The organism is Syntrophotalea sp. (assembly GCF_050253115.1).
Lineage (GTDB): Bacteria > Desulfobacterota > Desulfuromonadia > Desulfuromonadales > Syntrophotaleaceae > Syntrophotalea > Syntrophotalea acetylenica.
This window is the reverse complement of the sequence record NZ_JBFWJQ010000039.1, coordinates 1-21,476: the sequence shown is the minus strand read 5'-3', so window position 1 is coordinate 21,476 and position 21,476 is coordinate 1. Positions and strand designations below refer to the sequence as shown.

General features: G+C 59.4%; 20 protein-coding genes. 3 read left to right on the top strand and 17 right to left on the bottom strand.

From position 1 onward, the window contains the following. On the bottom strand, nucleotides 1–180 hold a 180-nt coding region (locus tag AB7E65_RS06110; protein ID WP_428745462.1), incomplete at its 3' end, for a DUF711 family protein. A gap of 11 nt (nucleotides 181–191) precedes the next feature. After that, on the bottom strand, nucleotides 192–470 hold the full coding sequence (locus tag AB7E65_RS06105) for an ACT domain-containing protein (RefSeq protein WP_072287280.1): 279 nt from the start codon (nucleotides 468–470) through the stop codon (nucleotides 192–194). Between the two features lie 292 nt (nucleotides 471–762). Between AB7E65_RS06105 and AB7E65_RS06100 the strand changes: the two genes are divergently transcribed. From AB7E65_RS06100 to AB7E65_RS06090, 3 genes are all read left to right on the top strand, one after another. Continuing rightward, nucleotides 763–2,604 carry a thiamine pyrophosphate-dependent enzyme gene (locus AB7E65_RS06100; protein ID WP_428745461.1) on the top strand — a complete coding sequence of 614 codons (1,842 nt, stop codon included), beginning with the start codon at nucleotides 763–765 and terminating at the stop codon, nucleotides 2,602–2,604. Then, on the top strand, nucleotides 2,601–3,107 hold the full coding sequence (locus AB7E65_RS06095; protein WP_083558865.1) for an indolepyruvate oxidoreductase subunit beta: 507 nt from the start codon (nucleotides 2,601–2,603) through the stop codon (nucleotides 3,105–3,107). Before AB7E65_RS06100 ends, AB7E65_RS06095 begins: the two co-directional genes overlap by 4 nt. 63 nt (nucleotides 3,108–3,170) lie before the next feature. Further along, nucleotides 3,171–4,478: a phenylacetate--CoA ligase family protein gene (locus AB7E65_RS06090; protein ID WP_072287284.1), complete on the top strand. Its 1,308-nt coding sequence runs from the start codon at nucleotides 3,171–3,173 to the stop codon at nucleotides 4,476–4,478. A gap of 59 nt (nucleotides 4,479–4,537) precedes the next feature. Here the strand turns inward: AB7E65_RS06090 and AB7E65_RS06085 are convergent, their stop codons facing one another. From AB7E65_RS06085 to AB7E65_RS06015, 15 genes are all read right to left on the bottom strand, one after another. Continuing rightward, complete coding sequence (locus AB7E65_RS06085) at nucleotides 4,538–6,085, bottom strand: phospholipase D family protein (protein WP_428745460.1); 1,548 nt, start codon at nucleotides 6,083–6,085, stop codon at nucleotides 4,538–4,540. Nucleotides 6,086–6,155: 70 nt separating this feature from the next. Next, nucleotides 6,156–6,998, bottom strand: a complete 843-nt coding sequence (locus AB7E65_RS06080; protein ID WP_428745459.1) for a GNAT family N-acetyltransferase — start codon at nucleotides 6,996–6,998, stop codon at nucleotides 6,156–6,158. A gap of 48 nt (nucleotides 6,999–7,046) precedes the next feature. Beyond that, entirely contained in the window at nucleotides 7,047–7,556 is a 510-nt protein-coding gene (locus tag AB7E65_RS06075; RefSeq protein WP_072287287.1) for a hypothetical protein, read from the bottom strand. A 71-nt stretch (nucleotides 7,557–7,627) separates the two neighbouring features. After that, the gene (gene nifV, locus AB7E65_RS06070; protein ID WP_320361616.1) at nucleotides 7,628–8,776 is read right to left on the bottom strand and encodes a homocitrate synthase; all 1,149 of its coding nucleotides are present in this window, start codon (nucleotides 8,774–8,776) and stop codon (nucleotides 7,628–7,630) included. Nucleotides 8,777–8,972: 196 nt separating this feature from the next. Next, on the bottom strand, nucleotides 8,973–9,914 hold the full coding sequence (locus AB7E65_RS06065) for a radical SAM protein (protein ID WP_428745458.1): 942 nt from the start codon (nucleotides 9,912–9,914) through the stop codon (nucleotides 8,973–8,975). A 220-nt stretch (nucleotides 9,915–10,134) separates the two neighbouring features. Next, nucleotides 10,135–10,398 (bottom strand): ferredoxin III, nif-specific, encoded by a 264-nt coding sequence (fdxB, locus tag AB7E65_RS06060; RefSeq protein WP_072287288.1) that lies wholly within the window; start codon nucleotides 10,396–10,398, stop codon nucleotides 10,135–10,137. Between the two features lie 70 nt (nucleotides 10,399–10,468). Continuing rightward, nucleotides 10,469–10,828, bottom strand: coding sequence for a nitrogen fixation protein NifX (gene nifX, locus AB7E65_RS06055; RefSeq protein ID WP_428745457.1), 360 nt, complete (start codon nucleotides 10,826–10,828; stop codon nucleotides 10,469–10,471). 87 nt (nucleotides 10,829–10,915) lie between these two features. Beyond that, nucleotides 10,916–12,379: a nitrogenase molybdenum-iron protein subunit beta gene (gene nifK / locus AB7E65_RS06050; protein ID WP_072287290.1), complete on the bottom strand. Its 1,464-nt coding sequence runs from the start codon at nucleotides 12,377–12,379 to the stop codon at nucleotides 10,916–10,918. A gap of 302 nt (nucleotides 12,380–12,681) precedes the next feature. Further along, the gene (gene nifD / locus AB7E65_RS06045; protein ID WP_428745456.1) at nucleotides 12,682–14,142 is read right to left on the bottom strand and encodes a nitrogenase molybdenum-iron protein alpha chain; all 1,461 of its coding nucleotides are present in this window, start codon (nucleotides 14,140–14,142) and stop codon (nucleotides 12,682–12,684) included. A 78-nt stretch (nucleotides 14,143–14,220) separates the two neighbouring features. Next, nucleotides 14,221–15,084, bottom strand: a complete 864-nt coding sequence (nifH, locus tag AB7E65_RS06040; RefSeq protein ID WP_072288136.1) for a nitrogenase iron protein — start codon at nucleotides 15,082–15,084, stop codon at nucleotides 14,221–14,223. 472 nt (nucleotides 15,085–15,556) lie between these two features. Continuing rightward, nucleotides 15,557–17,467, bottom strand: a complete 1,911-nt coding sequence (gene speA / locus AB7E65_RS06035; protein WP_072287293.1) for a biosynthetic arginine decarboxylase — start codon at nucleotides 17,465–17,467, stop codon at nucleotides 15,557–15,559. Nucleotides 17,468–17,739: 272 nt separating this feature from the next. After that, nucleotides 17,740–18,894: a carboxynorspermidine decarboxylase gene (gene nspC / locus AB7E65_RS06030; RefSeq protein WP_428745455.1), complete on the bottom strand. Its 1,155-nt coding sequence runs from the start codon at nucleotides 18,892–18,894 to the stop codon at nucleotides 17,740–17,742. 45 nt (nucleotides 18,895–18,939) lie between these two features. After that, entirely contained in the window at nucleotides 18,940–20,139 is a 1,200-nt protein-coding gene (locus AB7E65_RS06025; protein ID WP_428745454.1) for a saccharopine dehydrogenase C-terminal domain-containing protein, read from the bottom strand. 118 nt (nucleotides 20,140–20,257) lie between these two features. Continuing rightward, nucleotides 20,258–20,812: a helix-turn-helix domain-containing protein gene (locus AB7E65_RS06020; RefSeq protein WP_072287296.1), complete on the bottom strand. Its 555-nt coding sequence runs from the start codon at nucleotides 20,810–20,812 to the stop codon at nucleotides 20,258–20,260. Between the two features lie 294 nt (nucleotides 20,813–21,106). After that, nucleotides 21,107–21,476: ADP-ribosylglycohydrolase family protein (locus tag AB7E65_RS06015; protein WP_428745453.1), on the bottom strand; the 370-nt coding region annotated here is incomplete at its 5' end.

The following is a 21,476-nucleotide window of genomic DNA, read 5'->3' as shown; positions in this document are numbered from 1 at the left end:
GGTACGCACCAGTTTTTCGGCACACCGCATGATCCGGTCGTAGATCTGTTGATTGATGGTGGCGATGTCGGGATGGCAGCAGCCGCGCAGGTTGATGCCCATGGTGACGGTGCGGATGTCGAGGTGCTCGTGGGTCACCATGTTGATGGTTTCGAGAATTTCTTGCGGATGGATGAGCATCGGCGGCCTCCTCAGATCCTGTGCATGAAACGGAAGGCGTCTTCGTGCTGGACGATGACCTGTACGCCCAGTTCCTTGCCGATGGCCGACATCGCTTCCTGAAAGGCCGTCAGATCGAAATTGTCCGATTTTACTTCCGCCAGCATCAGCATGGTGAAAAGATCGTTCATGATGGTCTGCCGGATATCGGCGATATTGACACTGTATTCGGCCATGACGCGGGTGATGCCGGCGACGATGCCAACACGGTCCAGACCGATGACGGTAATGACGAAGCGACTTGATGACATGGGTTTTCCTTGGGTTCGTTGCTCGTTATGGATAAATAAAAGGTCCCCGCCTCTACGGATTTTCGGATGTGGGGATTCAACCCGTCATCCTGACCCGGTGCCCGGTGTATGCCGCTGCACCAAAGGCGGTTATTCACAAAGGCGTTAAGTATCGCGCCAAAGCCTGCGCAGGTCAAGGTCGGGATCCTTGCGAACAAATTTTTGCTCTTTTCAAACCGGCCGGCGCCGGGTTATGCTGCCACGGATTTGTTGGCTTAACCGTGACGAATACAAATTTCCAGCCGGGAATCCTATGACCGAATTCAGCAAACAGACTCTGTTGATGGGCAACGAGGCCATTGCCCGCGGCCTTGTGGAGGCCGGTTGCGCGGTGGCCGCGGCCTATCCGGGCACGCCTTCCACCGAAACCATGACCGCCCTTGTCCGCCTGCAGCCGCAACTCGGGGCGGCGTTGCATGTGGAATGGTCGCTCAACGAAAAAATCGCTTTCGAGGTTGCCCTGGCGGCCAGCTATACCGGCAAGCGTGCGGCGGCGATCATGAAACAGGTAGGCCTGAACGTGGCCGCCGACCCCTTCATGCGCGCCGCTTACCTGGGCGTGGTGGGCGGACTGCTGCTGGTGGTGGCCGACGACCCCGGGCCGCACAGCTCCCAGAACGAGCAGGATTCGCGCTTCTTCGCCCATTTTGCCCGGGTGCCGGTGCTGGATCCTTCCAGTCCCGCCGAAGCCCGCGACATGGTGGCCCTGGGGTATGCCTTGTCCGAACGCTATCGGCTGCCGGTCATGCTGCGCCCTACCACGCGCATCTGTCACGCCCGTCAGAATGTCGGGCAGGCCGAACCCCTTGCGCTCGGTCGCCGGGCGGATTTCGTCCGCGATCCATCGCGCTGGGCGGCGACCCCGGCGTTCCTGCCGGCCCTGCATCAGCAGCTCAACGACAAGATCGATCGCATCGCCCGGGATCCACAAGTCGCTCCACGGCTGCTCGCCGGCGACGGCTCCTTCGCCGGGCGCTGTGTGGTCGCGTCCGGGATCGCTTTTGCCAACGCCTGTGATCTGCTCGCCGACATGCAGCTTCTGGGCAAGGTCGATGTTTATCAGGTATTGCTGCCTTATCCGCTGCACCGGCCATTTATCGATGCTCTGCGCGACCGCTACGACACAGTTCTGATCCTGGAGGAGACCTATCCCGTCATTCAGCAGCAGTTGGCCCATCCCGGCGCCGCCGGCCGCGGTTCCCGGCTGCTGCCGGCGCATGGCGAACTGCTGCCCGACGCCATGCTGCCGGCGCTGGAAGATTTTTTCGGCCTGCAGCCGTCATCCGCCGGGGACGCCGCACCGGCCGGACGCGACAAACGGCCGGCCCTGTGCGCCGGTTGCGGGCACCGGGCCGCCTTCCATGTCATCAAGAAGGTGTTTCCCGGGGGCATCTTCCCCAGCGATATCGGCTGCTATACCCTGGGCCTGAACCTTGGCGCCGTCGATACGGTGCATTGCATGGGAGCCTGCATCAGCCAGGCCGCCGGTTTTTATCAGGCCTATGCGCAGGACGGCGGGGAGGTTCCGGCCATTGTCGCCACCATTGGCGATTCGACTTTTTTTCATGCCGGCATCCCGGCGCTGATCAATACGGTCATCCAGCAGGCGCGCATCATCGTCGTGGTGCTGGATAACGCCACCACCGCCATGACCGGTCACCAGCCCAGCCCTCATCTGGGGCTGCGGGCCGATGGCCGTGCCACTCCCCGCGTCCTTATCGAAGATCTGGTACGGGCCTGCGGCGTGCGGTTCCTGGAGGTGTGCGACCCTTATGATACCGACATGCTGGCCGGGCAGCTGAAACAGGCCGATGCTTTCTGCCGCGGTGAAGACGGCGGTCCGGCGGTGATTATCGCCCGCCACCCCTGTCTCATGGACAAACAGGCGCGGCACGACCAGCCCCGCTTTTGCATGTCGGTGGGGGACGATTGCAATGGCTGCCGGTATTGTCTCCAGGCTTTCGAGTGTCCGGCGCTGTTTTTCGATGACGCTGGCGGCAGGGTGGATATCGATCAGGATCTGTGTGTCGGTTGCGGTGTCTGTCAGAAGGTCTGCCCCCGTCAAGCCATCCGCAAGGAGGAGCCATGTGCATGAACCGGCAGCTGTTTGTCAGCGGCATGGGTGGGCAGGGGGTGCTGTTTGCGACCCGTGTCATCGCCCAGGCGGCGGTGGAGGCGCACCTGCAGGTATTGACCTCGGAAACCCACGGCATGGCGCAGCGTGGCGGCACCGTCATCTCCATGATCAAGATCGGGGATTTCCGCAGCCCGTTGCTGCGTCGTGGTCAGGCGGATGTCGGCCTGTTTCTGCATGCCGGCAACCTTGAGGTGCACCGCTGCCTGCTCAAGCCAGGCGGCCGGATGGTGGTGAACAGCCCGGCCGCGGACATCGATGCGGCCATCGATGCCTCGGCTCTGGCGCGGCGCCAGGGCAACCCGGTACTGGCCAATCTCATTCTGCTTGGGCATGCGGTGCGCCGCACGCCATGGTTCTGTTCCCCGGAAGCGATGGAACGGGTCATCCGGAACCTGTCCCGGGGACCATTCGCGGCGGCTAATCTGGCCGCATTTCGGCTTGGTTTCGACTTCGGATATTGAAACTGCCGTTCTGGCACGCCAGGCAGTTTTCATTCCCAGCTGCAAGAAAAGATCGGATATGCCATGAATCAAAACTTCATGCCGGATTTTCAGAACGAACAACAACTGCTCTCCCACCAGCTCAAAGGGCTGCAATGGACCATCCGGCATGCCTGGCAGGGATCGGAATTTTACCGCGCGCGGCTGGACAGGGCCGGCATTCGCCCTGACGACATTCACAGTCTCGCGGACCTGGAGCGACTGCCTTTTACCACTGCCGACGATTTGCGCGACGGCTATCCTTTCCCCTTGCGGAGCGTGCCTTTCGAGCAGATCGTGCGGGTGCATGCCAGCAGCGGCACCACCGGCAAGCGCAAGGTTCTGTGTTATACCCAGCAGGATCTGGATGACTGGTGTCACTTTTTTGCGCGCTGCTACCAGATGGCTGGCGTGACGGCCGAAGACCGGGTGCAGATCGCGGTCGGGTACGGGGTCTGGACGGCGGGCATGGGGTTTCAGTCCGGCTGTGAAAAGATTGGCGCACTGGCGGTGCCCATCGGTCCTGGCAACGTCGATCTGCAGTGCCAGTTTCTGATCGATTTCCAGCCGACCGTATTCTGTTGTACCGCTTCCATGGCGCTGCTGATGGCCGAGGAGATTCACCATCGAGGCATCGCCGACAAGATCAACGTCAAAAAGATTATCTACGGTTCGGAACGTTCCTCGGTGTCCATGCGTCAGAAGATTTCCCAGCTGTTCGGCGGCGCGGAACTGTTCGATATCACCGGCCTGACGGAACTGTACGGTCCTGGAACCGGCATCGAATGCTCCCATCATGACTGCATCCATTACTGGGGCGATTACTATATCGTCGAAATCGTCGACCCCGAGACACTGCGGCCCGTGCCCCCCGGCGAATGGGGTGAAATGGTGGTCACCACCCTGTGCAAACAGGCCGCGCCCCTGATCCGCTACCGCACCCGGGATGTCACTCGCATCCTTCCTGGCCGCTGTTCCTGCGGCAGCCTGATGCCGCGCCATTCACGCATTCTGGGGCGTACGGACGATACCTTTATCTTTCGCGGCGTCAATATTTACCCCTCCAGCATCGACAGCATTCTTTCCACGATTGGCGGCCTCGGCTCTGAATATCAGATCCATCTTTCCCGGGATGAAGAGCGTGGCCGCGATTCGCTGAAACTGGTCGTGGAACGGGGGCAGGGTGTATCCGATGCAGGGGATCGGGCGCTGATCGGGGAGTTGCTGCATCAGTTCAAGCGGCAGTTGCTGGTCACGCCGGAAGTCGAACTGGTCGCCTACGGCAGCCTGCCCCGTTCGGAAAGAAAAAGCCAGCGCGTATTCGACGCGCGGATCACCGATTCCATCATCTGAGCACGGCGTTTGCTTATCCGTCAGGGTTCTGCCGGTGTGGTTTTCGTGCCCGGCCTCATCTACAGCAGATCTTCGGGGGCAAACACGGACAACAGGGCATTTTTCAGGTGTTGCCACCAGGTGGTGAGCGGTTCCTGATGATAAGCTCTCGCCTGCCCGTTATCCACGGTATGCCAGACCAGGTTTTTCCCGCCCTTTTTACCGGGGATCAGCTGCAGCCGGTAGCTGTTGTGCGGCATTGTATAATGCGCGAACAGGGCAGCGACCCGGCTGGCGAGTTCGGGACTGTCCACCAGAATGCCCACCTCCGTATTCAATGCCGCTGAACGCGGATCGTGATTGAAGGAACCGATGAAGACGCGCCGACGGTCCATGACGTAGGCCTTGGCGTGCATGCAGGCCTGGGACGAACCTGTCAGTGCCAGCCGATCCTTGCGTGTCTCCGGGGGCGGAAAGGTCCTCTTGAATTCGAACAATGCAATCTGTTCCTCCAGCAGGGGCCGACGGTAACGATTGTATCCCGCCTGTACGATTTTCAAATCCGTGGCTGCGTAGGAATTGGTCAGAACCCTCACTTCAACCCCCTGCTGCTTCAGTTGCCGAAACAGGGCGATGCCGTCCTTGCCGGGAATAAAATAGGGCGAGATGATCAGGAGTTCCGATTCGGTTTCCCGGAACAGGGCATGAAAACGGTCGAAATGCAGACTGGCGCAATCGGGTTGACCGGGTGAGAGTTTGCAGGGGAAATCGGCCAGAACCTGGCCCCGGGCCCAGATGACCGGTACGTCGGGAGGCGTGGCGGCAAGTTCTTCGAGATAGGCGACGACAGCAGGCCGCCGGCGGTGATCGTCGAGCTGCATCCGCAGATCCTGCAAGGGGGTATTGCCGGTGGGATGGATACCGAGGGCCGTCACTGGCACCGATTTGTCGAAATTCCAGTAGGCGTCGAAACTGGCGGAAAGTCGCGGCACTACCGGACCGAGGGTCCACAGGTCGATGTCGCGCAGGTCGATGCGGGGATGAGCCTCGAAGTACTCGTCGCCCAGGTTGCGGCCGCCGACAATGGCCACCGTATTGTCGGCGATAAAGACCTTGTTGTGCATGCGCCTCTGCACGCGGCTGAAATCGTACAGCGCATCGACCAGACGGCCTAAAACCGGGGTGTGGCGGAACACAAAGGGGTTGATGACCCGCACCTCCACCCCGGGGTGGGTATCAAGGGCGGCAAGGTGAAGGGCGCTCTGGTCGAAGTGCAGATCGTCAAGCAGCAGACGGATGCGAACCCCGCGATCGGCTGCCTGCAGAAGCTGATCCAGCAGCAGCAGGCCGCTGAGGTCGCTGCGCAGGATGTAGTATTGCAGATCGAGGGTTTGTTCGGCCCGCGCGGCAAGCTGCAGGCGCATGGCGAGGGCCTGCAGGCCGTTGTCAACCAGTTGAAACGCTGAATGATCAGGGTGCTGTACCAAAGAGGAGCTGTACTGCCTTGCCAGTGCGGTGCTGTCGGACGGCGGCAAAGCCCGGCTTGCGGAGCGTTCCACCGCGGCAAGATCAATGGCGGCGCAGCCCCCCAGACACAGGATTGCAAGACAGGTCAGAAACGGATTCATGGCCAACAGTATAGCGCAGTGCCGGCACTTTGCAGGTCGCTTTCGCAGGGTGGGAACAACGAGGCGTTTTTCAGCCGAGGCTGCCGAGGCTGGCAAGCGCCACGGCCTGTTTGGGGGGGCAGGCGGCGCCGTCGCAGGCCACCATCAGGGTGCCGCAGCCGCTGCGGGTAAAGCCGCACTCTGCCAGCAGGGCGGCGGCTCCCGTCGAAGCGAGCACGTCGATGTGAAGGGTGCCGCCGCCTGCGGCGCGGATGGCGGTGCGGATGACGGCGGCATGCTCGCGGGGCGAATGTTCCCTGGACAGCCAGGGCCCGAGTACTTTTAGCGATCCGTAGTTCTGGAGCAGGGCGATGCTGTTCCCGGTACGGATGATGCGGCCGCCGGTGGCCAGATACTGAAGGATCAGGCGGCGGTCCGTACCCCAGACGCGGCGGTCCATCCTGTACAGGTGCTCCAGATCCGTTGGCAGCACAGGGGCGCTGCAGTGTTGGAGGGGCGGTATGAACATCTGCCAGCGCTCGATGCGGTCACATGGCCGAAATCCCCGCGATGCGTACAGGGGGCGTCCCTGCTCCGATGCCGTCAGCCACAGGCTCTGGATGCCGCTGCGACGGAGTTTGTCGCATACCTGGTCAAACAGGTGGCGGCCAAGGCCCATGCCACGTTTTTCCGGGGCAATGATCAGGTTGCCGATCCAGGCAAAATCCGCATAGGGCACGGCGGTGGCGAAGCCGCAGGTCTGATCCCGGGATCTCAGCGCGAATGCCCAGTCGGCCAGGGGGCCTCGAAACAGCGCCGCCTCCGCTGGCAGAACCTGCCAGTATTCGGCCTGCGCCCAGAAAAAAAAGGCGCCCCAATCACGTATTTCCGGACGGATCAGAGCCAGCTCGTCCTGCTGCTGCGTATCGGCCACCTGTGCGCTCCCTCTCCGCCGCGAAACGTGCCGGAGATTGTTGAATGATCAGCCGATCTGGCGGCCGAACTGGTGAAATTCATCGAAGTTGCTGAATTCGGCATCCGCCAGATATTCGTTGGGGGCGTTGATGAACTCGTAAAACGCCTCGATCATGAAGCAATCATGCTGTTCATGGTTGAATAACTGCCGCAGCAGATCCTGCATGGCGCTGCCCGGGGCCGTATTGCACAACTCGCGATAGAACTCGGTGTTCATCGATTCCAGTTCCATAATGGCTCGGATGGAGGTTTCGGCATCGCGTCGGTTTTCATCGCATTGCAGGGCCAGAAGCCGACCTGTCAGGTGTTTTGCGAGACGGCTCAGGTTTCGGGATATATCACCGTCGCAGGCGCCGTTGCCGGTCTGGGTTTCGAGGGTGCGGTAGCGCATCTCATGGTCCGCAGCCAGGTCGGCGATCAGCGCTCGCAGGCTGGCGGCCCCGGTTTTGCGGGCGAGTCGGCCGTAAAGCTCGGACGCATCTTTTTCCAGTTTTTTCGCGACACTCAACGCATTCATGGTTTGCTCCTTGCCGATAGTGGTTTGAACTGCTGCCCTCCGCCGTATCACATAACAAGTCCTGACAGGCTTCACTTCCCGCCGGTCTGCCCGGCCAGAGCGCAATACAGAGCTTCAAGTTCCGGGTCTTCCACGGGGCGTTTGCACCGTTGGGATACGGCGCGCACCCGAAGCAGAAGCGTTGCAAGGCAGACCGCGGACGGGTCGAGTCCCAGCCCCCGCATGTGCGCCGCCAGCCCGTGCCGGCCGGTGTGTTTGCCCAGAATCAAGCGGCGGCTCGAACCGACCTCGCCCGGCTCAAAGGGTTCGTAAGTGCCTGGATCCTTCAGCACGCCGTCCACGTGCAGACCCGATTCGTGGGCGAAGGCGTTTTCCCCTACGATCGGTTTCCAGGCCGGCAGCGGATGCCGGCTGGCCGCAGCGACGTAGCGGGATATCTCCACGAAGCGGCTGGTATCGATGGTGCACGGCAGGCCGCAGGCATGCTTGAGCCCCATCACCACTTCTTCCAGGGCGGCGTTGCCGGCCCGTTCTCCGAGGCCGTTGACGGTCGTGTTGATAAATCGGGCGCCAGCCCGGGCCCCGGCGATGGCATTGGCGGTGGCCATGCCGAGATCGTTGTGCGTATGCACTTCAATGTCGATCTCCACGCGCTGGCGCAGGTAACGGATTTTTTCGAAAGTGCCGAAGGGGTCGAGCAAACCAAGGGTGTCGCAGAAACGGAAACGATCCGCGCCCATGCCGCGGGCCAGCTGCATCAGTTCAACCAGATAGTCCAAATCCGCACGACTGGCGTCTTCGGCTCCGACGCTAACGTACAGATTGTGTTGCTTGGCGAAGCCAAGCGCCCGTTTGAGCTGTTCGCGTACCCAGTTGCGGTCCTTGCGCAGCTTGTGACGGATATGCAGGTCCGAAACCGGCAGGGAAATATCGACCGCCGTCGCTCCGCATGCCAGCGAGGCACGGATATCCTCCACCAGCGCCCGGTTCCAGGTGATCAGCCGGGCCTTCAGGCCAAGGCCGAGCAGCGCCCTGACGCAATGCTGTTCGTGCCGCCCCATGGCCGGGATGCCGCATTCGATCTCGTGCACACCGATGTCATCCAGCAGGCGGGCGATGGTTCTTTTCTCTTCCAGTGAAAAAACCACTCCCGCCGTCTGTTCGCCATCGCGCAGGGTTGTGTCGTCGATAATGATGTCGGGAAGGGGGCAGGTTTGCATGGCGCCTCGTTTGGTCAGATGAGGGGTTCCAACATCCAGGCCGCGGGCCGCAGTGCCTGTTACGGCACCGTTGCTGGAAGCTAGCAAATGATTTTGCAATCGGTATGCCATGGGTAACTTATTGAAAACAGGATAAAAGTTTTTTGTGTTTTCCGTGCTTGCCGATAAATTGGGCGTTGGTGGCTTTGCAAGCCGATTATTGTGGCATGGTTAAAAATCCCGGATGATTATGCGTTTGGCTGTCGCCGCTCTCGGAAACCACGGCATGGCGCCGGGGCGTCTCTTCGAGATACGACAGGTCGATATCCCCACCCAGCATGCCTGCCGCATCGGCACGGCATTGCCTGCAATGTCGCGCCTGCGGCAGGATATGCTCGGCCTGGTCGCGCACCAGGGCCATGCGGGTCGGAGTTGGTGCCGGACATTCACGGAAAATCCCCTGGGGAATAAGCGGCAGAATGTTCATCATGTCGGCACCGCAGCGTTTGGCGGTGCGGGCCAACGGCAGGGTCTCGTGATCGTTGACGCCTGGGATGTAGACACTGTTGACCTTGACCAGCATGCCGGCCCGGGAGGCGGCCTGGATGCCGTTGATCTGGGCATCGAGCAGGGTCGATGCGCCTGCCTCGCCGTGCAGCACGATGCCGTCCAGTCTGACGCTCTGGTAGATTCTGGCACCGGTCGCCGGGGTGATGGCGTTCATGGTGACGGTGACGCTGCCGACGCCAAGGCTGCGCAGGGCATCCAGGCGTTCGGCCAGCAGCAGGCCGTTGGTGGAAAGACACAGTTGCAGATGGGGATACGCCGCTTTGACCAGGCGGAAGGTTTCGAAGGTATTTTCGTTCGCCAGCGGGTCACCGGGGCCGGCGATGCCTACAACCTTCAGCCTGGCGCCGACTTCGGGATGGCCCAGTAAAGCGCGGACCCGGTCAAGGGCCTGCTGCGGCGAGAGGACGCGGCTGGTGACACCGGGGCGGTTTTCGTTGGCGCAATCGAAGCGGCGTTCGCAGAATCCGCAGCGGATATTGCATCCCGGCGCCACGGGCAGATGGATACGGGCGTTGTTCTGATGTCCGGCACCGAAGCAGGGGTGACCGGCGGCATGACGATCTTTTTCGGAGCAGGTCTTGGCGGACATGGTGTTTCTCCTTTCAGGCTCGCCGGGATTGCCGGCAAACCGTCGAAAACTGCTGGATGAAGGCCCGGGCGGACAATGCCGCCGGGCCTCGTTGCCGTTATGCAGCCGGGCACATCCTGGCGCCGCCTGCCGATGCGAACTGTTCGATGTCCATCAGGGGTTGGGAATGGACATCAGGCTATTGGTAGCCCCTCCCGGTTTTTTTTTGGCAACTGCGCGATCAGAGCTCCAGTGGTTTGAAAGAAAAAGCCTTTTTGGGACAGGTCACGCCGCAGGCGGCGCACCCGATGCAGTTGCCGGGATTGTCCACGTACATGAACATGCGGGCGGAATCCTCTTCATCGACTTCGTGGAAGCCAAGCACATTGCGCGAGCAGGCCTTGTAGCAGCGGCCGCAGCCGAGACATTTTTCATCGTCGATCTTTTCCACGAAGGTCGGAGTCCAGGGACTGCCGTCTCGGGTTTTTCCGGTGTAATGAGCCATGAGTGGTTCTCCTCCAAGGGTTTTTTCCGGATCAGGCGCAAAGACGTTGCGAGGGCATCGCGGCATAGCATTATTTCTGCATCGCTTGTCGCAGCCAGGGGGGAGGGTTGTTGGCCAGAACCGCCTGAATCCGGCCGATAACTTCTCGAATCGTTTCGTGCCCCCTGCTTTTGACCGGATGGATTCTGTTGGCCACCAGGCGTGCGGCGGCGGGCCCGCCAATCTCGGTTACATAGACAATGGTGCAATCAGCGAGTCGTTTCAGCCGGGCATCGATTTTGTCGTCTTCATGGTCCGAAGCGGGTTCAATGTCGACCATGCTCAAAAAACGTGACTCATCGGCGCCGACTTCCCAGACGGCAAATTGTGTGGACCAGCCAAAATGCTGGTCGATGCTTTGGTTGTCCGACGTGGCGAACGCGATTTTCATGACGATCCCTCTCTGCTTCACAGCGGCGATAGTGCCGCAACATCCGCCGGCAGGACTTTGTTTGGCGGATTGGTGAAGAACACCCTGTTAGCGCATCATTTCAAAATGCTTGTCTTCGCAGTTGCGGTCGACCTCGTCCAGAAAGCTGTTGGCGATAGCGGTCAGCAGGTTGATGGCACCTTGATAGCCGATATACGGCACACGGTGCAGGTTGACCCGGTCCAGAATCGGGAAGCCGACGCGGATCAGGGGAATGCCGGCATCGCGGGTAATGAATTTGCCGTGCGTGCAGCCGATCAGGGCATCGACGGGATCGGTCATCACCAGACTGCGCAGGTGCCACAGATCCTTGTTCATCCAGAGCTTGCAACCTTGGCCGTAAGGGGATTTGTCGAGCAGCGCCTGCAGGTATTTGCCGACCTTCTTGCTGCCACGACTGCAGACGACGTGGTAGGGCCGTGCCCCCATTTCGAGCAGAAAGGCGATCATGCCCGCCAAAAAATCAGGATCGCCCCAGAGGGCGAATTTTTTGTTGTGCAGATACTGGTGGGCGTCGGTCATGGCATCCACCGCACGGCCCCGTTCGGCCTTGAGGGTCGGCGCTACGGGCTTGCCGAACCGTTCGGCGAGGTTCATCAGAAAGGCGTCGGTATTGGCGATGCCGATGGGCGATGGCATTACTTCCACCGGGGCATCGGTCTGCTCCTTGAACCACTTGATGGTTTCCGTGGTGGCATGCTTCTGCAGTGAAAGGGTGGCGTGGGCGTTCAGCGCATCGGCGGCCTCGTCCAGGGGCGTGCCGCCGGGGTAGGGGCGGTAGGTGCCGTCCAGGGGCGAGTCGAAGGATTCGCTGATGTCGGCCAGCACGGTAACCTCGATGCCCATTTCCTGACAGATACGCTTGTATTCCCGATAATTGCCGGTGTTGCAGTCGAACCCGGGGATCAGATTGAGTTTCCCATTGTCCTTGCCTTCCACCTTTTTGTCGGCGGACAGACACGACAGGACCGATTTGAGCATCGCGTCGTAGCCGTGGATGTGGGTGCCGTTGAAGCTCGGCGTGTTGGCGTAGGGCAGAGGGTAATCCCTGGCGACGATCCCGGCGTTGCGCGCATTGGTGATAAAGGCGTTCAGGTCGTCGCCGATGATTTCCGGCATGCAGGAGGTGAAAATGGCAATCATCTTCGGCGCATACAGTTTCAGGGCGTTTTCCAGGCCTTCGTGCAGGTTGTTCTGACCGCCGAACACCGCGCCGTCCTCGGTCATGGCGCTCGATACCGCGGCCGCCGGCTCGCGGAAGTGGCGGGTCAGGGCACTGCGGTAGTAGGACGCGCACCCCTGGGAACCGTGCACGTAAGGCAGGGTGCCTTCAAAACCGTGGGCGACCAGTTGGGCGCCGAGGGGCTGGCAGGCATGGACCGGATTGATGACGACGGCTTCGCGGGCGAAGTTTTTTTCCCGGTAGTCTTCCGAATTGATCCATTCTTCAACCCGAGCCACCTCTTCCGGTGTGTTTTCGGTTACTTTTTTAACGGCGCAAGTTTCGCTCATGGTGAATACTCCTGTCCTGTGTTGAAGTGAGCAGCGAGGTAGTTTTCATCCGGAAACGGCCCTTTTCCGCCGTGGCGGCGTCAATCCGCAGGCTTGCTTGTGCGGCGTACCGATGTACGCCTCCGCGCAACCCCTTGATTTCCTTGCCACAACGAAAAATTGCTCGTTTCCCATATGAAAACTACGCTGCATCCATCCGGAGTTTCCAGATGGATACGAGGTAGTTTTCATCCGAAGTTTTCGGATGAAAACGAGGTAGCGAGAGCTGCGTGAGGTGCCATCCCGTTTGCTTCGAGCGGTTCTTAAAACGGCGCCTTGACCAGGCCCCAGGTCGGGCTGTTGATGGCCATGTCGATGTCCCGGGCGAAGATCGGGAAACCTTCATAGCCGTGGTACGGGCCGGAATAATCCCAGCTGTGCATCTGCCGGAAGGGGATGCCGGCTTTCTGGAACACGTACTTTTCCTTGATGCCGCTGCCCACCAGATCGACCTTGTACTCCCTAGCCCATTTTTCCAGCTCGATTTCCGAGGCGTCGTCGAAAATCAGGGTGCCTCGGGCCATCTCTTCGTAGGTGCGCTCATAGTCGTCGTTGTGGGCGAATTCATAGCCGGTGCCGACGATTTCCAGCCCGAGGTCTTCATAGGCTCCGATGGTGTGACGGGGCCGCAGACCGCCGACGAACAGCAGGGCGCGTTTGCCTTCGAGGCGCGGGCGGTACTCGTCGACGATCGCCTGCATCATCGGCGTGTATTTTTCGATGATCTTTTCAGCGTTGTCCTGGATCGTCCGGTCGAAACGGGCGGCAATGGCGCGCAGGCTGGCGGCGATCTTGGTCGGACCGAAGAAGTTGAATTCCATCCAGGGGATGCCGTAGCGTTCTTCCATGACCTTGGCCATGTAGTTCATGGAGCGGTAGCAGTGGATGAGGTTCAGTTTCACCTGATGGGTGGCGGCGATATGTTCGATCTGCCCGTCACCGGTCCAGATGGCCCGTACCCGCAGGCCGAGTTCTTCCAGGATCTTTCTGGAGGCCCAGGCGTCACCGCCGATATTGTAGTCCCCGATCAGGGCGATATCGTAAGGTCCCGGCTCATCATCGAATTCGCGGGTGCCGATGACGAAGTCGCGGATGCTGTCATTGGAAATATGGTGCCCCAGCGACTGGCTGACGCCACGAAAACCTTCGCAATTGCATGGAATCACTGGCAGATTCAGTTCCTGGCAGGATTTTTTGGCGACCGCGTTGATGTCGTCACCGATCAGGCCGACGGGGCATTCGGATAGAACCGAAATACCTTTGGCCAGGGGGAACAGTTCCCTGATTTCCCTGCAGATGACCGCGAGTTTTTTGTCGCCGCCGTAGACAACGTCCTTTTCCTGAAAATCGGAGGTGAACTGCATGGCGCTGAACACGTCCACACCCTGGTGACCGTCCACCAGATTGCGGCGGGTGCCCCAGCTGTAGTAGCCGCAGCCGACCGGACCGTGGGAAACATGGGTCATATCCCGGATCGGTCCCCATACCACGCCTTTGGCGCCAGCGTAGGCGCAACCGCGGGCGCTCATTACGCCGGGCACGGTCTTGCGGTTGGATTTGACGCTGCAGCCTTGGACGCCGGGATCGTTGGCCGCCATGTGGGGGGCGCGCTTGTTGCGGGCTTTTTCCGGATAGAGTTCGAGGGTCCGGTCGATCAGCTCTTCCGTTGTCTGCTTTTGGATGCCATCGAGGGGCACCTTGACGGCTGTATGGTCCTTGTCCATGATTAACTCCTGTGCTGATGTCTGAAAAAGGCGGCGGCGGTCCGGTCGGGGACCGCCTTTCCCGTCCGTTATTGTTTGTCAGGCCGATTCGGCTTTGCCGATAATGGCTTCGTCTTCTTCCTCGATAATGCCGAATTCCATCAGCAGTCCTTCCAATTCATCCATGGTCAGGGGCGTCGGCACCACCAGCATTTTGTTTTCGTCGATCTTGCGGGCCAGTTCCCGGTATTCGTTGGCCTGCGGATGCTCGGGGGAATACTCGATGACCGTCATGCGGCGCAGTTCGGCGCGTTGTACCTGGTTGTCGCGGGGCACGAAGTGAATCATCTGGGTGCCGAGCCTGGCAGCCAGGGCTTCGATCAGATCGGCTTCCTTGTCGGTATTGCGGGAGTTGCAGATCAGGCCGCCGAGACGTACGCTGCCGGAGGCGGCATACTTGACAATGCCCTTGCAGATGTTGTTGGCGGCGTACATGGCCATCATTTCGCCGGAGACCACGATGTAGATTTCCTGGGCCTTGTTCTCGCGGATCGGCATGGCGAAGCCGCCGCAGACAACGTCGCCGAGGACGTCGTAAAATACGTAATCGAGGTCTTCGGTATAGGCCCCTTCCTCTTCCAGGAAGTTGATGGCGGTGATGACACCGCGGCCGGCGCAACCGACACCCGGTTCCGGGCCGCCGGATTCGACGCACTTAACGCCTGCGTAACCGGCTCTCAGTACATCGTCCAGTTCCAGGTCCTCGACGGTGCCCAGCTCACGGACCTTGTCCATGACCGTTTCCTGGGCCTTGGCATGCAGCATCAGGCGGGTGGAATCGGCTTTGGGGTCGCAGCCGACAATCATGACCTTTTTACCGAGGGAAGCGAGGCCGGCGACGGTATTCTGGGTAGTGGTTGATTTGCCGATGCCGCCCTTGCCGTAGATTGCGAGCTGTCTGATTTTCTTTGTCATGATGAAACCTCCATTGGGGTCGGGTTGTGGCAGGTGCGGGGCGGGTAATGCTGCCGGCGTCAACTCCGGACGAAGGAATGACCGTCCCGCGCAAAAGCCTGAAAAACAAAAAGCCCCAATCGGAAGAGGTCTTCTTCCAGAATGGGGCGTCGTTGCCGCAAAGCCGAAAACACGTCGTTGTGCCGTCTGCTTTGCTTTTCCTTTTTGCAGGGGGCGTGCCAAGAATGCCGTGCCGGAATACGGCTCTTTTCAACTGTTCCGGGGAGAAAGATTGCCGACTTTTTAAGGGCGGTGGTTAAAGCTTGTGCAGAATCGGCAGCTCGGACATCCCAAAAAAAAACCGTGTTTGCAGGCAGTTGCAGATTCTTGGTCGGCAATCGGCCGCAAACCGGACAAAAAACCCCGCCCATTGATGCACGGGCGGGGTTTTTTCGCGATCCAGGCGGGCGGCGTGTTACGGTCAGATGCTGCCCAGATAGGTGTAGGATACCAGCGCCTTGTCGAGCAGTTCGAGGAAATGGCTGGTTTCCTCAAAGGATATCTTGCGCGAGGCGACGCCTTTTTCCAGGGTGTCGCGCACGTGTTTGAGGATCTCGGGGCCTTTGTACTGAACGTATTTGAGGCTTTCCCAGGTGGCGTCGCCGCTGATCACCGTGTCGATCTTGTAGTTGGTCTTGCGGTTGAAGGTGACATGGACCGCATTGGTGTCACCGAACAGGTTGTGCAGGTCGCCGAGGATCTCCTGGTAGGCGCCGATCAGGAAAAAGCCGATATAGTAATCCTCGCCGGCCTCGATTTTGTGAATCGGCAGAAACTCGGCGCGGCCGTTTTCACCGACGAAACTGGTGATCTCGCCGTCGGAATCGCAGGTGATGTCGGCGATGGAGGCCATGACCTCGGGCTTTTGGCTGAGACGCTGGATCGGCACAATCGGGAACAGCTGGTCAATGGCCCAGGAATCCGGAAGGGACTGGAACAGCGAAAAATTGGCGAAATAGGTCTGACGCAGGCTCAGCTGGAATTCCTGGAATTCGTCCGGTACGTTTTTGAGGCGATCCACGATGCCGCTGATTTTGATGAAAATCTTGCTGCAAAGCCACTCGGCCAGCGCCCGGTCGTGCAGGTTCAGGTAGCCGAGATTGAACAGGCTGCCGGCTTCCTGGATCAACTGGATGGTGTCGTGGTAATCGACCCGCAGCGAATGGCGGTCGAGGCTCTGGTAGATATCCACCAGCTTTTTGACCGTCGGCGACAGGTTTTCCGTCTTGGCCAGCGCTTCCTCGAAGTCGGGCAGCGCGTTCTGGGTGTTGGTGTTGAGAATATTGGTTACCAGCACCGAATAGTGAGCGACAGTGGCCCGCCCCGATTCGGAGATGATGTTCGGGCACTTCACGCCCGCTTCGTCGCAGATATTTTTCACCTGGTAGACGACATCGTTGGCGTATTCGTCGATGGTATAGTTGGCGCTGGAAAAATCGCTCGACTTGGAACCGTCGTAATCGACCCCCATGCCGCCGCCGATATCGAGGTATTCGAGACCGACACCCATCTTGCGCATTTCGACGTAGATGCGGGTCCCCTCGATGAGGGCGTTCTTGATCTTGTCGATTTTGGTGATCTGGCTGCCGATGTGGAAATGCAGCAGCTTCACCGTATCGAGCATGCCGTGCTGCTTGAGAATATCGACCGCGGCCAGCAGTTCCGAGATTTTCAGACCGAATTTGGCCTCATCGCCGCCCGAGGTCGACCATTTGCCGATTCCCTTGGAGGAGAGTTTCACGCGGATGCCGAGCTTGGGGACGATGCCCGACTGCTTGGACAGGGCGATGATGCGCTCCAGTTCGAACAGCTTCTCGACCACGATGGTGACGTCGTATCCGATGCGGGTGGCGTACAGCACCATTTCGATAAAGTCGTTGTCCTTGTAGCCGTTGCAGATCAGCGGAATGTTTTCCCCGGTGGCGAAAGAGATGGCCGCCACCAGTTCCGGTTTGGAACCGACTTCCAGTCCCATGTTGTGTTTCTTGCCGAACTGGGCGATGGCCTCCACTACCTGGCGCTGCTGGTTGACCTTGATGGGGAAAAAGGTCTGGTAGGCGGCGGGATATTCATATTCGGCGATGGCGTTTTTGAACGCGCGGTTGATGGCGGCAATACGCCCCTGCAGCACGTCCATGAAGCGCAGCAGGATCGGCGGTTTGATGTTGCGCTTGATCAGATCGTCGACCAGAGCCCGCAAGTCGATGGAATACTTGGAATTCGGCGAAGGGTGGACGCACATGTTCCCCTTTTTGTTAATGGAAAAAAAATCATCCCCCCAGTTTGGCAGGTTGTAGATTTTTGCGGAGTCCTTGATCGACCAGCGTTTCATAGGCGTCACCCGTCGGGTTGTTGATGGAAAAACTGGAAGGATCGCCCTTCCTCGGCAAACCAAAATCGTGAGATAGTTTTCATCCGGAAACGGACCTTTTCCGCCGTGGCGGCGTCAATCCGCAGGCTTGCTTGTGCGGCGTACCGATGTACGCCTCCGCGCAACCCCTTGATTTCCTTGCCACAACGAAAAATTGCTCGTTTCCCATATGAAAACTACGCTGTATCCATCCGGAGTTTCCGGATGGATACGAGATAACCGGGAAGCCCTTTTCAGGCCAGACGGTTTTTGAAATCCTCGTAAACAAAACTGCGCAGCACCTCGAGCTGGCCCGTTTCCGGTTCGTAGGTGCAGATGTGCGGATGCTGGATACCGTTGAATGTCGTGGTTTTCACCATGGTGTAATGGGCCATGTCGAGAAACGCAAGACGTTGCCCCGGCGCCAGGGGGGTGTTGAAAGACCAGTCGCCGATCACGTCCCCCGCCAGGCAGGAAGGGCCGCCGAGACGGTAGGTAAAGGGTTGTTCCCCGGCGTCGAAGCCGCCGTGGATGCCGGGGCGGTAGGGCATCTCCAGCACATCCGGCATGTGACAGGTGGCGGAAACATCGAGGATCGCCGTGGAGACCTGATTGTGCACCACGTCCAGCACTTCACTGACCAGCAGGCCGGTGCCGATGGCGATGGCTTCGCCGGGCTCCAGGTATACTTCCACCCCGTATTTGCCCCGGAAGTGCCTGATCAGCTCGACCAGGCCGTCGATATCGTAGCCCTCGCGGGTGATATGATGGCCGCCGCCGAAGTTGAACCATTTCATGCCCGGCAGAAAACAGCCGAACTTGTCTTCCACGACCGCTGCCGTGCGGGCCAGTGGTTCGAAGAGCTGCTCGCACAGGGTGTGGAAATGCAGCCCGTCCACCCCGTCAAGGGACTGGCCCTCGAAGGCCGACCGCGGGATACCGAGACGTGAACCGGGGGCACAGGGGTCGTAGATGGCGGTGTGCCCTTCGGAGTGCTCCGGATTGATGCGCAGTCCGATGGAAACACTACCTTTGTGTTTTTTCCACAGCGGGCGGAACCGCTCCAGCTGGGCAAAGGAATTGAACACCAGATGGTTGGAGATGCCCAGCAGTTCAACCACGTCGCTTTGCTTGAAAGCGGCGGCGAAACTGTGTACCTCGCGGCCAAACTCCTCCCGGCCAAGTCGTGCTTCCCATGGCGAGCTGGCGCAGACCCCGTGCAGGGTCTGCCGGATCAGCGGAAACACCCTCCACAGTGCAAAGGCCTTGAGGGCCAGCAGGATTTTGGCGCCGCTGCGCCGCTGCACCCGGTCGAGGATCTCCAGGTTATGGCGCAGCCGGCCCAGATCGATCACGTAAGCCGGGGAGGGTGCCAGCTCCAGAATTTTGGGAATGTCGATGCCGGTCACAATGGCCTCGTTTCAGAAGTTTGCAGCTTACAGCTGATAACTGATTTAAAGCTCCGGCCATTCGCCGCCGTCGATGACCACGGTTGGCAGCCCCATGGGGGCGAGGGTTTCGAGGAACGGCTCCGGATCGAACTGCTCCATGTTAAAGACCCCTTCGCCTCGCCATTTGCCGGTCAGCATCATCATGGCGCCGACGGCGGCCGGTACGCCGGTGGTGTAGCTGATGGCCTGGGAGTTGACTTCTTTGAAGCAGGCTTCATGATCGCAGATGTTGTAGATATAGACCTGTTTGCGCTTGCCGTCCTTGATGCCGCGGGCGATGACGCCGATGCAGGTGCGTCCCTTGGTCAGCGGGCCGAGGCTGCCGGGGTCGGGCAGCACCGCCTTGAGAAACTGCAGGGGGACGATCTTCTGTCCCTGGAATTCGACCTCGTCGATGCGGGTCATGCCGACGTTCTGCAGCACCTCCAGGTGCTTGAGATAGTTGTCGGAAAAGGTCATCCAGAATTGGGCTTTCTTGATGGTCGGGATATGCTTGACCAGCGACTCCATCTCCTCATGATACATGCGGTAGATGTTCATCGGCCCGATACCTTCGGGAAAATCGAAGCTGCGCCTGGTGGACAGCGGCGCGGTTTCGACCCAGTCGCCGTTTTCCCAGTGACGGCAGGGGGCGGTCACCTCGCGGATATTGATCTCCGGGTTGAAATTGGTGGCAAAGGGCTGGCCGTGGCTGCCGGCGTTGGCGTCGATGATGTCGATTTCGTGGATTTCATCGAGGTATTTCCTGGCGGCCTGGGCGGTATAGACGTTGGTCACGCCCGGGTCGAAGCCGCTGCCGAGCAGCGCCATCAGGCCTTTTTCCCTGAACCGGTCATGGTAGGCCCACTGCCAGCTGTACTCGAACTTGGCGGTCTCCAGCGGCTCGTAGTTGGCGGTGTCGAGGTAATCGACCCCCGTCTCCAGGCAGGCATCCATGATGGTCAGGTCCTGGTAGGGCAGGGCCACGTTGAGAACCAGCTGCGGCTGCTCCTGTTTGATCAGAGTCACCAGTTCGGGGACATTGTCCGCATCGACCTGCGCGGTTTTGATGGGAAAATCGGGGATCTCCGCGGCAATGGCATCGCACTTGGACCTGGTCCGGGAAGCCAGCGTGATAGCGCTGAACACATTTTTGGCCTGGGCACATTTGTGGGTTACGACACGTCCGACACCACCTGCACCGATAATCAGCACTTTGCTCATGATTTTATCCTTTTTGGTTTAAGAGCCTGAAGCCATTCAGCGGGTAAAAAGTATAAGATCCTGGAGTCATCGAGATGCTTGCCCTGTCTCCCGGTGTGCCATGGAAGCCGGGACTCTGTTATTTCCCTTTGTAGTCAAAGGTTGGCGGAGTCACGACCCATAAAATTTTCGCCGGCCCCTTGCCGATGTTTCTGACCGCATGCCGCCGATCCGAGGTGAAGAAGAAGCATTCGTTTTTTTTCACCGTGTAAGCTTTATCGTCGAGGCGCACCTGAATGCGGCCCAGCAGCACGAAGCCGAACTCTTCGCCTTCGTGAATATCCTGTTCCTCCATCTCGGCGCCGGGTTCCAGCGTTACCAGGGCCGGATCCATCTCGCGGTTCTGGGCGCCGGGGACCAGCAGCTCCACCTTCACCGCGTCGCCGGTGCCAGCCGGTTGTACACGGTGCCCGGCGCCGAACACCACATCGGCATCGACGGGATCGGTGAAAAACTCCTGCATGCTTACACCGAACACATCGAGGATATCCTTCAATGTGGCGATGGACGGACAGGCGGCATCGTTCTCCAGTTGGGAGATATAGCCCTTGGTCAGGTCGGCGCGGTTGCCAAGCTCTTCCTGGGTGAGCGAGTTGATCATCCTGAGCCGCTTGAGTTTTTCTCCGATATTCAAAACACGCTCCGTGGTTCGGGCAAAAATGCCGGTCAGGGAAAAATCAGGCGCTGATAATAGGGGTTTTGACCGGATTGTCAATACAAAAGTTTAGGTATTATAAACCGCTTGAATACTGATTTTTACCTGAATCCCGGGCGCTGGAATCCGGTATCATGGGTAGATGGTTATTTTTCCACGGGTTTTTATTTTTTTTGGACGTCTATCGATTTTCTTTGAAGTATAACAAAATGCATCAATCGCGTGGAACTTCAGTGGATTTTCATGGTTTTTTACATTGGCAGGAAGAAAAGCTCAGCCTTTTGCCCCGCTCCCAAGCGGCGAAAGCAGCACCAGTCGCTGCGTCAGGGCATGTGTCTCTGCCCTGACCGTCGGGTCGAGTTTTTTCACCCAATGGCGGGGGAAAGCATCGTCGGCATAGAAGGCGCCAGCGATCATGCCGGCGATGGCACCGGTGGTGTCGGCGTCTCCACCCTGGTTCACCACACCCGTGAGGCATTCTTCAAAATTACCGGTGCCGAAAAAGTAGTGGAAGACGGTTTGCAGGGTTTCCACAATGTAAGCCGAGGCTTGTCCCCGATAATTTTTGCAGTGGAACTTGGGGTGTTCGGCGCCCAGTTCCCGAACCAGCGCATGGAGTTGCGGCCGATTGGCCCCCAGCAGA